The following is a 13,925-nucleotide window of genomic DNA, read 5'->3' on the forward strand; positions in this document are numbered from 1 at the left end:
TTTCATCGCATATTTTTTATATCTTTTTAAGACAGGAATTTAGTTTTGACGACCGAAAATAAGACGTTAAACATCACCGAAATTCAGGCACTTCTTCCTCATCGTTACCCATTTCTTATGATTGATCGTGTAACCAATTATGATGAAGGTAAAACCTTAACCGCTATTAAAAATGTTTCTGTCAATGAGCCACAATTTACGGGTCACTTCCCTAATATGCCAGTATTTCCTGGTGTGTTGATTTTAGAAGCAATGGCACAAGCAACAGGTTTATTAGCGTTTAAAACCTTTGGTGCGCCAGCAGAAAATGAACTGTACTACTTTGCTAGCATTGATAAAGCAAAGTTTCGTAAGCCAGTAGTACCTGGTGATCAAATGATTCTTGAAGTTGAATTTATTAAAGAACGTCGTGGTATCGCGTTATTTAATGGTATCGCTAAAGTTGATGGCGAAACGGTATGTTCAGCAGAACTTAAGTGTGCGAGACGAGTATTCTCATGATTCATGACAGTGCGAAAATTCACCCATCGGCAGTGATTGAAGATGGGGTAATCATTGGCGCTAACGTTACAGTTGGTCCATTTACCTATATTGCAACTGGGGTTGAAATTGGTGAAGGCACTGAGGTGATGTCTCATGTCGTCATTAAAGGGCCAACAGTTATTGGTAAAGATAACCGTATTTTCCCGTTTGCAATTGTCGGTGAAGAGTGCCAAGACAAGAAGTTCAGTGGTGAAGCGACACGCTTAGAAATTGGTGATCGTAATGTGATCCGTGAAAGCGTTCAGATTCACCGTGGCACCACACAAGATAAAGGTGTGACAGTTGTTGGTAACGACAATTTATTATGTGTTAATGCTCACATTGCGCATGATGTGGTTGTTGGCGATCATACCCACATTGGTAACAACTCCATTTTAGGTGGTCATGTTACGGTGGGTGATTATGCAGGTGTAATGGCATTATCTGCGATTCATCCATTCTGTACTGTGGGTGCTTACAGCTACGTTGGTGGTTGTTCTGCCGTGGTACAAGATGTACCGCCGTATGTATTAGCTCAAGGTAACCACGCTAAACCGTTTGGTTTAAACATTGTTGGCTTGCAGCGTAATGGGTTTGAAAAGCCAGAATTACACGCTATTCGTCGCGCTTATAAAGAAATTTATCGTTCAGGAAAAACACTGGCTGAAGTGAAACCAGTGCTTGCTGAAATGGCAAAAGATTGGCCGTCAGTTGCACGTTTTTCTGAATTACTTGATAACTCAGAACGCGGTATTATTCGCTAATGACGAAACCTCTTCGAATAGCTATTGTCGCCGGAGAAATCTCCGGCGATATTTTAGGTGCCGGTTTTATTCAAGCCGTAAAAGCCCAATATCCCGATGCTGAATTTGTGGGTATTGCGGGGCCTCGCATGCAAGCTCAAGGCTGTGAAGCACTGTTTGATATGGAAGAGTTAGCCGTGATGGGGATCGTTGAGGTTCTTGGACGACTACCGCGGTTATTCAAAGTTAAAGCTGAATTAGTCAAATATTTCAGTGCTAATCCGCCAGATGTGTTTGTCGGTATTGATGCGCCAGATTTTAATTTACGACTTGAGAAAGACTTAAAAGATCGTGGCATTAAAACGGTGCACTATGTTAGTCCATCTGTGTGGGCATGGCGTCAAAAGCGAATCTTTAAAATTGAAGCGGCAACGAATTTAGTGCTGGCTTTTCTGCCATTTGAAAAAGCATTTTACGATAAATTTAATGTGCCATGTCAGTTTGTTGGTCATACCATGGCCGATACGATTCCATTACAAACCGATCAAGTTGCAGCGCGTGAATTACTTGGTTTAGATCCAACTAAACGTTGGTTAGCCGTGCTTCCTGGTAGTCGTGGCAGTGAAATGGCGATGCTTGCAGAGCCTTTTATTCAAACTTGCCAAAAGCTCAAAGCAAAACACCCTGAGCTAGGGTTTGTGGTTGCATTGGTGAATGAAAAACGTCGTGCTCAATTTGAACAAGCATGGCAAGCGACTGCGCCTGAATTAGATTTTGAATTAGTGGATGATACTGCTCGAAATGTCATGATAGCGGCGGATGCGGTGTTACTCGCATCAGGTACGGTGGCATTAGAGTGTATGCTCGTGAAGCGCCCAATGGTGGTTGGCTATAAAGTGAAGCCACTCACTGCGTGGATTGCCAAGCGAATGCTAAAAACGAAGTATGTTTCATTACCTAACATCATGGCCGATCGTGAATTAGTGACCGAACTACTTCAAGATGATTGCACGCCAGAGAAGTTATTCCATGAAGTTGATAATATCCTTTATGGTGACATGAGTGCATTAATGGCGCAGTTTGAAAGCATGCATAAAACCATTCGTTGTAATGCTGATGAGCAAGCAGCAAAAGCCGTGTTAGCATTAATCGATAAGGCATAGTCATTATGGCTGAAAAACAAGATTTCCCTCCTTTTGTCTATCCGCAAGCCAACTGTATTGCGGGAGTAGATGAAGTTGGTCGTGGTCCATTAGTGGGCGCGGTCGTGACAGCAGCAGTGATTTTAGATCCTAATAATCCGATTGTGGGATTAACTGATTCTAAAAAATTGAGCGAGAAAAAACGTAATTTACTGTTTGATGAAATCAAGCAAAAGGCATTGGCATGGTCACTTGGCCGTTGTGAAGCAGACGAAATTGATCAGTTGAATATTTTGCAAGCGACAATGGTTGCTATGCAACGCGCTGTAGCTGGGCTACATATTCAGCCTGATTTTGTACTGATTGATGGTAATAAAACACCAGCGTTACCTATGGCTGCACAAGCGGTGGTGAAGGGCGACTTACGGGTGGCTGAAATCAGTGCGGCGTCAATTATTGCCAAAGTAACACGTGATCGTGAAATGGAAATCCTCGATGCAGAGTTTCCACAATATGGCTTTGCTAAGCATAAAGGTTATCCAACCAAAGCCCATTTTGCAGCATTAGAACAATATGGCGCGATTGACCAGCATCGAAAAAGTTTTAAACCTGTTAAGCGCGTACTAGGGCTTGATTAAGTCTTTGTGATTGCGTGATAAAAAGGCGAACCATTTGGTATCGCCTTTTTTTATACGGCGAATGACTACTCGATCGGGTATAATTTTTGTTAATTAAGTAATGTAATGAATTAGGTTGTCATGGCAGAACCCCGTTTTATCCACCTTCGAGTTCATAGTGATTATTCAATGATCGATGGCTTGGCGAAAGTGAAACCTATCGTTAAGCGCGCGACTGAACTTGGCATGCCAGCACTGGCTTTAACTGATTTCACTAACCTCTGTGGCTTGGTGAAGTTTTATTTTGCTGCCCATGATGCAGGTATGAAACCGATTATTGGTGCTGATTTTAAAGTACAAAGCCAAGAAATGGGCGATGAGCTATTTGAACTCACGATTTTAGCGGCCAATAATGAAGGTTATAAAAACCTAACATTATTAATTTCAGAAGCGTATCAGCGTGGTCATGTTCAGCATCAACCTGTGATTGATAAAGAATGGCTAATTAAACACCGTGAAGGGTTAATTATTTTATCCGGTGGAAGAACGGGTGATGTTGGGCGCGCATTACTAAAAGGTAATCAACAGCTGACAGATGCTTGTGTTGCTTTTTATCAGACCTATTTTCTCGATAATTATTATTTAGAATTAGTACGAACAGGTCGTGTTGATGAAGATGCTTATTTACATTTTGCCATTGAACTTGCTGAAAAATATGATTTGCCTGTGGTTGCCACCAATGACGTGCGATTATTGACCGCTGACCAATTTGACGCTCATGAGATTCGCGTTGCTATCCATGATGGTTATACCATGGTCGATCCTAACCGACCTAAGCTTTACAGCGACCAGCAGTATTTACGCAGTGAAGAAGAAATGTGTGAGCTGTTTGCAGATATCCCTGAAGCATTGCAAAACTCCGTAGAAATCGCTAAACGGTGTAATGTTACGGTTCATTTAGGCGAATACTTCTTACCTAATTTCCCGACAGGGGATATGAAGATTGAAGATTTCTTAGTTGAGAAATCCAAACAAGGTTTAGAAGAGCGTCTAGAGTTCTTATTTCCCGATCCTGAGGTTCGAGCTCAGCGTCGTCCCGAATATGATGAACGTCTAGATATTGAGCTGAAAGTTGTCAACCAAATGGGTTTCCCTGGTTACTTCTTGATCGTAATGGAATTTATTCAGTGGTCAAAAGATAACGATGTCCCTGTAGGTCCTGGTCGAGGGTCAGGTGCCGGTTCATTAGTGGCTTACGCGTTAAAAATCACTGACTTGGATCCGCTAGAATTTGACTTACTGTTCGAACGTTTTCTGAATCCCGAACGTGTTTCCATGCCCGATTTCGATATCGACTTTTGTATGGATAAACGTGATTTAGTGATTGATCACGTTGCTGAAATGTATGGCCGTAATGCGGTATCACAGATCATTACTTTCGGTACTATGGCTGCTAAAGCGGTTATTCGTGATGTGGGTCGTGTGCTTGGGCATCCATATGGTTTTGTCGATCGTCTTTCTAAATTAATTCCAGCAGAACCGGGAATGACGCTTGAAAAAGCATTTGATGCCGAGCCTCAACTGGGTCAGGCTTATGAAGCCGATGAAGAAATTCGTGATCTGATTGATATGTGTCGCATTTTAGAAGGTGTAACGCGTAACGCAGGTAAACACGCTGGTGGTGTGGTTATTTCACCAACCACAATCACGGATTTCTCACCGTTATATTGTGATGCTGAGGGTAATAACCCAGTTACTCAATTTGATAAAAATGATGTTGAAACCGCGGGTTTAGTAAAGTTTGACTTCTTGGGGTTACGAACCTTAACCATTATTGATTGGGCGTTAGGGATGATCAACCCACGCCGAGTCGAGCAAGGGTTAGATCCCGTTAATATTGCTGCAATTCCAATGGCGGATAAAAAGTCATTTGATATGCTGCAACGCTCTGAATCAACCGCCGTGTTCCAGCTCGAATCCCGCGGTATGAAAGATCTTATTAAACGGCTACAGCCTGACTGTTTTGAAGATATGATCGCCTTGGTGGCACTCTTCCGTCCTGGTCCGTTACAATCAGGCATGGTAGATAACTTTATTGACCGTAAGCATGGTCGAGAAGCAGTATCGTACCCCGATGAAAAATGGCAACATGAATCACTAAAAGAGATTCTTGATCCCACTTACGGCATTATTCTGTATCAAGAACAGGTAATGCAGATCGCACAGGTTCTAGCAGGATATACCCTTGGTGGTGCCGACATGTTACGTCGTGCGATGGGTAAGAAAAAACCATCGGAAATGGCGAAACAGCGTGCCGTATTTGAGCAAGGTGCTATCGACAACGGGGTTGATGGCGAATTGTCGATGAAGATCTTTGACTTGGTAGAGAAATTTGCCGGTTATGGTTTTAACAAATCACACTCTGCTGCTTATGCGTTAGTGTCGTACCAAACATTGTGGTTAAAAGCCCATTACCCAGCCGAGTTTATGGCCGCGGTAATGACGGCTGATATGGATAATACCGATAAGATCATTAGCTTGGTTGATGAATGTCACCGCATGAATCTTAAATTATTGCCGCCAGATGTGAATAAAGGTCTGTACCGCTTCAATGTTGATGATGAAGGCGCAGTCGTTTATGGTATTGGCGCGGTTAAAGGTGTCGGTGAAGGCCCGATTGAAAATATTATTAGTGCCCGCGAAAAAGACGGCCACTTTAAAGATTTATTTGATTTCTGTGCCCGTATTGACACTAAAAAGGTCAATAAGCGTGTGCTTGAGAAGCTGATTAAATCGGGTGCATTGGATCGATTAGGACCAAACCGTGCTGCAATGTTAGCAACACTTGATGATGCGATTAAAGCGGCGAGTCAATATCATAAAGCGCAAGAGTCGGGTCAAGAAGATCTGTTTGGTGTTTTAACTGAAGCCCCAGAAGAAGTTGAACATGCCTATGCTAATATTGCCGAAGCGCCTGAAAGCGTTTGGCTTGAAGGTGAGCGTGAAACATTAGGGTTATACTTAACAGGTCACCCAATTAATGCTTACATCTCTGAATTAAAACATTACACCACCTGGCGTTTAAAAGATGCGCAGCAAACAGGACGTGATAAAGTAGCGTCTGTTGCAGGACTTGTGATCGCTGCTCGGGTGATGACAACCAAGCGTGGTAGCCGTATTGGTTTAATGACATTAGATGATCGTTCGGGTCGTATGGAGGTGATGTTATTCACCGATGCCCTCGATCGTTACATAGATTTGCTCGAAAAAGACAAAATAGTGGTCGTATCTGGACAGGTCAGCTTTGATGATTTCAATGGTGGCCTTAGAATGTCAGCTCGTGAAGTGCTCGATATTTCAGAAGCACGAGAAAAACATCTTCGTGGTGTCGCTATTTCGGTAACCGAAGAGCAAATCGACGAACAATTTTTTTCCCGTTTCAGCCAAGTGTTGGAACCGCATAGAGCAGGTACTGTTCCTGTTCATATGTATTATCAGCGCTCGAATGCTCGGGCCAAGTTTACCTTAGGAACAGAGTGGCGCGTAACGCCTGCCGATAAATTATTGTCGGATTTAAAAATGCTCTTAGGTGATAAACAGGTCGAGCTTGAGTTTAATTAAGTTAGCTTGTTATTTGTGGTAGGGTATAACCAAACCCTATCATTAAAATAAGCAAAAGGATTTTAAGTGGTATGAGCCTGAACTTCCTCGAGTTTGAACAACCGATTGCAGAATTAGAAGCAAAGATTGAAGCACTACGTGATGTATCACGCCGTGATGAGTCTAACTCGGTTGATCTTGAAAAAGAAATTGAGCAACTAGAAAAGAAAAGCCTCGAATTAACTAAGAAAATCTTTGGTGATCTTGGTGCCTGGCAGGTTGCGCAACTCGCACGCCATCCTCAGCGCCCATATACTTTTGATTATGTCGAGCACATGTTCGAAGAGTTTGATGAATTAGCCGGTGATCGTGCTTTTGCTGACGATAAAGCGTTAGTGGGCGGTATTGCGCGTATTGATGGTCGTCCAATTATGGTTATTGGTCATCAAAAAGGACGTGGTACGACTGAAAAAGTTAAACGTAATTTTGGCATGCCAAAACCAGAAGGCTATCGTAAAGCGTTACGCCTAATGAAAATGGCAGAGCGTTTTAAAATGCCGATTGTTACTTTCATCGATACTGCGGGTGCATACCCAGGTGTTGGTGCCGAAGAACGTGGCCAATCAGAAGCAATCGCAATGAACCTCAAAGTAATGGCTGGCCTGACTGTGCCTGTTATTTGTAATGTGGTTGGTGAAGGCGGTTCTGGTGGTGCGTTAGCGATTGGTGTGGGTGATTGCGTTAACATGTTGCAATACTCAACCTATTCAGTGATTTCACCTGAAGGTTGTGCTTCAATTTTATGGCGTGATGCTGATAAAGCCCCACAAGCTGCTGAAGCGATGGGTCTAACAGCACCTCGTTTAAAAGAGCTTGAGCTAATCGATAATATTATCGAAGAGCCATTAGGTGGCGCACACCGTAACATGCCATTAATGGCAAATACGTTAAAAGCACAAATTAAAGCGACATTAGAAGAGTTAGATCAGTTAGATACTGAAGAACTACTTGAACGTCGTTACCAGCGTCTAATGAGTTACGGTTACTGTTAATCGTTGTTATTTTTACGCTTTAAGAAGGTCAGCATAATGCTGGCCTTTTTTTATCTTTTTATGTTAGCCAATGCTGTTTGTGAGTGTCGGTTGATGTACTGCTGGTATAGACTAGATAGTCTGTTTTTAAAAGATATAAGCCAATGTTGTATTCTCATTTTTGCCATCAAATATTTGTCAATCCACCTCAAACAAAACGGTTAGTATTAGCGTTAAGTGGTGGGTTAGATTCTCGTGTAATGTTGGATTTACTGGCTCGATTTATTAAGGAATATCCTGATTATCATGCTCATGCTGTCTATGTTCATCATGGACTGAGTTCCAATGCAGATCGTTGGGCGCAACAATGTGTTTCATGGGCGTTAGCAAGTGGTATTGATTGTGATATTGAGCGCGTAGTTTGTGAATTAGGCGGTAGTGCCAGTGTCGAACAAGCGGCGCGAGATGCACGTTATAAAGCATTATCTCGTCATATATCAGCAGGTGATAGTTTGCTAACAGCGCAACATGCTGATGATCAAATTGAAACGGTATTATTAGCCTTAAAGCGGGGGAGTGGACCTGCGGGTTTGGCAGCAATGCCAGTGTTAACCTCATTTGCAACCGGACAACATTTACGGCCGTTATTAACCATTCGTCGTGCAGATATTGAAGCTTATGGTAAACAACATCAATTACAATGGGTGGAAGATGAAAGTAATTTAGATCAACGTTACGATCGCAATTTTATTCGCCATCAAATAACACCATTGCTAAATGATCGCTGGCCGGGAATTCGTAAAGCGGTCAGTCGTAGTGCGCATTTATGTGGTGAACAAGAAGCTTTATTAGAAGAGTTATTAAGTTATCAGCTCCAACAAGCACTAAAAGATGATGGTAGTTTATATATTGCGGAAAATATCAGTGCTCGTTTAGGAATGGCTTTGATTCGACAATGGTTAAAACAACAGGATGTGATCATGCCATCATTGGCACAGCTTGAACAAATTTGGTTTAATTTAGTCCAAGCCAAAGTCGATGCTAATCCACAAGTGTGTTGGGAACAGTATCAAGTACGTCGTTACCAACAGCAGTTATATCTGTTAGAACAATGGCCAGACATTAGTGATTGGCAGCATGAAGTGATAATTAACCAACCATGCCAATTACCACAAGCATTAGGGTGTGTGTGTTTGCAGCAACAAGCCCAAGCAGGATTACGTTTACCTTATGCAGATGAAGTGGTCTCTATTCGGTTTGATTATTTAGGCCCAGAGATAAAACCACAAGGCCGCAGCGGTAAGCGTAAGTTTAAAAAATTACTCCAAGAATATCAGGTGCCGAGTTGGTTACGTCGCCGTACACCAATGCTATTTTATGGTGAGCAATTAGTTGCGATGGCTGGGGTATTTGTTGTCGATGAGTTTATTGCTCCAGTAACAGCAATCACAACGGTGCAGTTTATATGGCAACGTTCATAATTCCTTGATGGGCTCTTTTTATAATAAAACCGCACATGTTAATTTATTTAACATATGCGGTTGTTAAATAAATATTTATTCAGATCGATATTCTTTTGTTGCTAAAATATTAGAGGCATATTATTGTACTAGTTCGCTGATACAAAATAGATACTAATAAAGGATAGAACATGAGTAAACCATCGACACTTGGAGGTGCATGCATTATTGCTAGTGTGTGCGTAGGTGCAGGCATGCTTGGATTGCCAAGTGCAGGTGCTGGCGCATGGACATTATGGACTGTACTTGCGATCTCAGTAACGATGGTGATGATGACATTATCTGGTTGGTTATTACTTGAAGCCTTAAAGCATTATGATTTTAAAGTGTCATTTAACACCATTACAAAAGATGTATTGAAAAGTAAAGTGAATGCGATCAATAACCTCTCGTTGTATTTTGTTGGTGGTATTTTGCTTTATGCTTATATTTCTTCATCAGGTATGATTTTTGGCGGTATATTCGATATCAATGCTAAATTAGCGTCAGTGTTATTTGTGATTGCATCGTCTGTTTTTGTGCTTCATTCAACTCGCGCCGTTGATCGTATTTCGGTGCTGTTGATCATTTTTATGGCGATCAGTTTTATTATTGGTATTTCAGGTCTGGCGACCAATATTCAGTTACCAACATTGCTTGATAGTATCGATTCTCAAACCAGCCTTTCTCCTTATGCTCTCGCTATTTTACCCGTAGCATTAACTTCTTTTGGTTATCATCATTCAGTAAGCACCATGCGTGATTATTACCGTGATGAAAATCGTGCTAAAAACGCTATTTTAGGCGGTACCTTGATTGCATTAACGTTTTATGTGATTTGGGTGGTGTGTATTTTTGGTAATTTACCGCGTACACAATTCGGCCCTATTGTCGCCGCTGGTGGTAGTGTTGATGCGTTAATGACTGCATTGGGTAGCGTTGTGAGCTCTAACAGTGTTAAGCAAGCTTTAAATATTTTCTCGATTGCCGCTGTTGTATCATCATTTATTGGTGTTGGTTTAGGGGTATTTGATTATCTGGCGGATTTTTTTGGTTTTGAAGACACTAAGCAAGGCCGCTTTAAAACATGGGCGGTGACTTTTATTCCACCACTGGTGTTCTCATTATTTGCTCCGTTTGGATTTGTAGCGGCGATTGGTTTAGCGGGGGCTGCTGCGACGATTTGGACTTGTATTATTCCAGCATTGTTAGCTAAAAAACTGCGTCAGCGTCAACCTGAGCAACAAGGGTTTGTTGTACCTGGTGGCAATGTTACCATTTATGCGGTAATAATCTTTGGCGTATTAACTGCGTGTTTCCATTTATTAGCGATGGCTGATGTACTGCCGATATTCCAAGGTTAATTGAGTCATTACACCAAAGAAATGTTATTTAATAAGTATAAAAAACGGCACTGATGAGTGCCGTTTTTTTATTTGATGTTTATAAGTCAACGTTAACGAAACTGCTGTACTTCAGGTAAGAAATCAAAGCCACCGGTGGCTAATTTTGCAATTAATTGTTCACGATCGATATCAAAAAATTTGACTAAATCATCGAGGGTATTAAATTCATCGCGGATCTTCATGTTGACGATACTCATCAACATCACAGTATCCATAGTTTCAAATTTTGATAAATCCATTGTTTAGTCCTCGTGATCACTGATCAATAAGTTGGCGGCGGCAAAAGCTGCACGTTCACGTACGTCTAATGGTAATTCAGTATTAGCGGCAATATCATCCAATGTTTTAATTGCACACTTGATTGCAGTGGGAATATAGCCTTGATCACCACTGCCAATTTGAGAGTAAGTCATTCGAATTAGCTCACAACATTGATAAACTTGCATGGTCTTTCCTTTGCCTAAAAATATTCACATAAGATCAGAGTGACGAATGTGATGTGAATATACTTAAGCGATTATTGAGTTGAATATTATCATAGCAGTGAAAGAGATAAAAAATATTTGTGATAATTTAGCTATAAAAAAAGCTGCCTAAATGGGCAGCTTTTTTAAATTTATATGGTTGTTAATTAAGCCATTTTTTGCTTAATAAAGTCCATAATATCAGCAGCAATCACTGCTTCTTTAGTACCTGTACGGCGGTTCTTATATTCCATCTCACCATTTTCAAGGCTACGATCGCCAATTACGATAGTGTGAGGAATACCGATTAATTCCATGTCAGAGAACATCACACCTGGACGTTCTTTACGATCATCAAATAATACTTCGATACCCATTGCAGTAAGATCGGCGTATAGCTTCTCAGCTGCTTCCTGAACGCGTTCTGATTTATGCATGTTCATTGGTACGATAGCCACTTGGAAAGGTGCTAGAGCGTCAGGCCAGATGATGCCGTATTTATCATTGTTTTGTTCGATAGCTGATGCTACAACACGTGATACACCGATACCGTAACAACCCATTTCTAGAATTGAACTCTTACCGTTCGAATCAAGTACGCTACAGTTCATCTTATCAGAGTAAGTAGTACCTAACTGGAAGATATGACCGACTTCGATACCACGTTTTAGCATCAACGTACCTTGGCCACATGGGCTTGGATCGCCTTCAACGACGTTACGTAGATCATCAACACGGCCAAGTTCAACATCACGACCCCAGTTGATACCGATGTTGTGTTTACCGTCAACGTTAGCACCAGCAGCAAAGTCACTCATTACCGCAACACTGTGATCAACGATAAACGGTAGTTCAAGGCCCACAGGACCTAGAGAACCAGCACCAGCACCGATAAGCTCACGCATTTCTTCTTCCGTCGCCATCTCTAATGGAGATGCAACTTCTGCAAGGTTTTCTGCTTTGATTTCGTTAAGTTCGTGGTCACCACGGATGATCAATGCCACGATAGGTGCGTCGATTTCATCAGAAGCTTTAACGAATAACGTCTTCACTGTTTTTTCGATAGCAATGCCGTGTTGTTCAACCAATTCTGCAATAGTTTTTGCATTTGGCGTATCAATAATGGTCATTGCTTGTGTTGGTTCAGCACGCTCAACAGCAGGTGCAATAGCTTCTGCTTTTTCGATGTTAGCAGCGTAATCAGATTCAGTAGAGAATGCGATTAAGTCTTCGCCGCTTTCGGCTAGTACGTGGAACTCTTGAGAACCATTACCACCGATTGCGCCTGAATCAGCTAATACTGGACGGTATTCAAGACCCATACGGTCAAAAGCTTTACAGTAAGCAGCATGCATAGTATCGAAAGACTTTTGTAAGCCGTCTTTATCGATATCAAAGCTGTAAGCATCCATCATGCAGAATTCACGTGCACGCATTACGCCAAAACGTGGGCGACGTTCATCACGGAATTTCGTCTGAATTTGGTATAGGTTAAGTGGCAGTTGCTTGTATGAGCTTACTTCGTTACGTACAAGACTAGTGATCACTTCTTCTGCGGTTGGGCTTAGTACAAACGGACGGAAATGACGGTCAGTAAAGCGAAGTAGTTCAGGACCCATCTTTTCAGAGCGGCCTGTCTCTTCCCATAGTTCAAACGGCTGAACAACGGGCATCAAGGTTTCGATTGCGCCTGCATTGTCGATTTCTTGGCGAACGATGTTTTCGACTTTACGCAGCACACGCAGACCTGTAGGTAGCCAGGTATATAAACCTGAAGCTAACTTACGGATCATGCCTGCACGTAGCATTAGTTGGTGACTAATGACTTCTGCGTCGTTTGGAGTCTCCTTCAGGGTAGAAAGAAGATATTTACTGGTACGCATTGATGGTATCCGTTATTGATAAAAGGAAAGAGAAGGAACTGATGTTCCACCCGTCAGTATCATGACGATAGCCCGTTATATTACCAGTCTCGGCGCTATTCGCCAAAGATAACTACATAAGATCTATTATTGATTAATAGTATCGATACTAATTACCGTAACAATGGGCTCAGTCACCATAAAATGAATGTTAAAATTAAATAAATTTACCGCATAAACTTTATTGTCAGTTTTGCCTTTTTTATAGGCTGGGCGTGGATCTTGGGCTAAGACTTCAGTGATCACGGCGCGATGATAATCGACTTGTTTGCCACGTAATTGTTGTTGAGCATGCTCGCTAAACTGAACATCGAATATTGGTGGTTGTTCAGAGGCAAAACCACCTAAGGCATTGGGTAAACTGTCTGAGTAGGGAATATAAGGCTTAATATCAACAATCGGCGTACCGTCAACTAAGTCGGTTCCTCCTACATCAATGATCACTTGGCCATTATGATGTCGTACTCCTTTTAATTTAACGGCTGACATTCCAATACCATTGGGACGAAAAGTGGCGCGACTTGCAAAAACACCAATTCGTTCATTACCGCCAAGACGTGGAGGACGTACTGTTGGCCGCCAACCTGCCTTCAAATTTTGGTCAAATAAAAATAATAACCATACATGGCTAAATTGTTCGATGCCACGCACCGCTTCTAGGGAATTAGCTTCACCTTGTAAAATAACTTCACAGCGAGCACTGGGGACGAGTCCTGGTTGACGAGGGACTGCAAACTTTTCTTTATAAGGAGAGTGGACGATACCGATAGGTTCAATGCTATAAGCCATCAAATTAAGCCAATGTTAAGCTGAAGATAATGAATCAATATAACATAAAAAGCAGGCACTAAGGCCTAATGCATGTGAATTAAGATAATTTACGCTTCCTTGAAGGCCTAGTCGCATAGCGACTAGGCCTTTTCTTTACTGCCCTTGGATAACTTCTTTCCTGCCTTTCTGGTAGTACAAAGCTTTCTGC

The 13,925-nt window shown here is 41.8% G+C and carries 12 protein-coding genes; 8 read left to right on the top strand and 4 right to left on the bottom strand.

The window, feature by feature from the left end; all coding sequences use genetic code 11:
* Nucleotides 1-45: 45 nt before the first annotated feature.
* The 8 genes from fabZ (at nucleotide 46) to C9I86_RS15325 (ending at nucleotide 10,518) form a co-directional block, all read left to right on the top strand.
* Complete coding sequence (fabZ, locus tag C9I86_RS15290; RefSeq protein WP_045037461.1) at nucleotides 46-501, top strand: 3-hydroxyacyl-ACP dehydratase FabZ; 456 nt, start codon at nucleotides 46-48, stop codon at nucleotides 499-501.
* Nucleotides 498-1,286, top strand: a complete 789-nt coding sequence (lpxA, locus tag C9I86_RS15295) for an acyl-ACP--UDP-N-acetylglucosamine O-acyltransferase (RefSeq protein WP_080159006.1) — start codon at nucleotides 498-500, stop codon at nucleotides 1,284-1,286. Before fabZ ends, lpxA begins: the two co-directional genes overlap by 4 nt.
* The gene (gene lpxB / locus C9I86_RS15300; protein ID WP_080159007.1) at nucleotides 1,286-2,428 is read left to right on the top strand and encodes a lipid-A-disaccharide synthase; all 1,143 of its coding nucleotides are present in this window, start codon (nucleotides 1,286-1,288) and stop codon (nucleotides 2,426-2,428) included. Before lpxA ends, lpxB begins: the two co-directional genes overlap by 1 nt.
* A gap of 5 nt (nucleotides 2,429-2,433) precedes the next feature.
* Complete coding sequence (gene rnhB, locus C9I86_RS15305) at nucleotides 2,434-3,045, top strand: ribonuclease HII (RefSeq protein WP_080159008.1); 612 nt, start codon at nucleotides 2,434-2,436, stop codon at nucleotides 3,043-3,045.
* A 120-nt stretch (nucleotides 3,046-3,165) separates the two neighbouring features.
* A complete protein-coding gene (gene dnaE, locus C9I86_RS15310) occupies nucleotides 3,166-6,645 on the top strand; it encodes a DNA polymerase III subunit alpha (protein WP_107276853.1) in 3,480 nt (1,159 codons plus the stop codon).
* 71 nt (nucleotides 6,646-6,716) lie between these two features.
* Nucleotides 6,717-7,676, top strand: coding sequence for an acetyl-CoA carboxylase carboxyl transferase subunit alpha (gene accA, locus C9I86_RS15315; protein WP_080159010.1), 960 nt, complete (start codon nucleotides 6,717-6,719; stop codon nucleotides 7,674-7,676).
* 143 nt (nucleotides 7,677-7,819) lie between these two features.
* Nucleotides 7,820-9,136, top strand: a complete 1,317-nt coding sequence (gene tilS, locus C9I86_RS15320; RefSeq protein ID WP_107276854.1) for a tRNA lysidine(34) synthetase TilS — start codon at nucleotides 7,820-7,822, stop codon at nucleotides 9,134-9,136.
* 170 nt (nucleotides 9,137-9,306) lie between these two features.
* Nucleotides 9,307-10,518, top strand: coding sequence for an aromatic amino acid transport family protein (locus C9I86_RS15325; protein ID WP_080159012.1), 1,212 nt, complete (start codon nucleotides 9,307-9,309; stop codon nucleotides 10,516-10,518).
* Between the two features lie 92 nt (nucleotides 10,519-10,610).
* On the opposite strand, the gene C9I86_RS15330 is transcribed toward C9I86_RS15325, so the two are convergent.
* The 4 genes from C9I86_RS15330 to tsaA form a co-directional block, all read right to left on the bottom strand.
* On the bottom strand, nucleotides 10,611-10,799 hold the full coding sequence (locus C9I86_RS15330) for a DUF4250 domain-containing protein (RefSeq protein ID WP_080159013.1): 189 nt from the start codon (nucleotides 10,797-10,799) through the stop codon (nucleotides 10,611-10,613).
* 3 nt (nucleotides 10,800-10,802) lie between these two features.
* On the bottom strand, nucleotides 10,803-11,006 hold the full coding sequence (locus tag C9I86_RS15335; RefSeq protein WP_080159014.1) for a YaeP family protein: 204 nt from the start codon (nucleotides 11,004-11,006) through the stop codon (nucleotides 10,803-10,805).
* A 185-nt stretch (nucleotides 11,007-11,191) separates the two neighbouring features.
* Complete coding sequence (locus C9I86_RS15340) at nucleotides 11,192-12,907, bottom strand: proline--tRNA ligase (RefSeq protein WP_107276855.1); 1,716 nt, start codon at nucleotides 12,905-12,907, stop codon at nucleotides 11,192-11,194.
* Nucleotides 12,908-13,033: 126 nt separating this feature from the next.
* Nucleotides 13,034-13,735: a tRNA (N6-threonylcarbamoyladenosine(37)-N6)-methyltransferase TrmO gene (tsaA, locus tag C9I86_RS15345; protein ID WP_107276856.1), complete on the bottom strand. Its 702-nt coding sequence runs from the start codon at nucleotides 13,733-13,735 to the stop codon at nucleotides 13,034-13,036.
* Between the last annotated feature and the right edge of the window lie 190 nt (nucleotides 13,736-13,925).

The sequence above is a fragment of the Photobacterium sp. NCIMB 13483 genome (assembly GCF_003025475.1).
In the GTDB taxonomy this organism is placed as follows: Bacteria; Pseudomonadota; Gammaproteobacteria; order Enterobacterales; family Vibrionaceae; genus Photobacterium; species Photobacterium piscicola.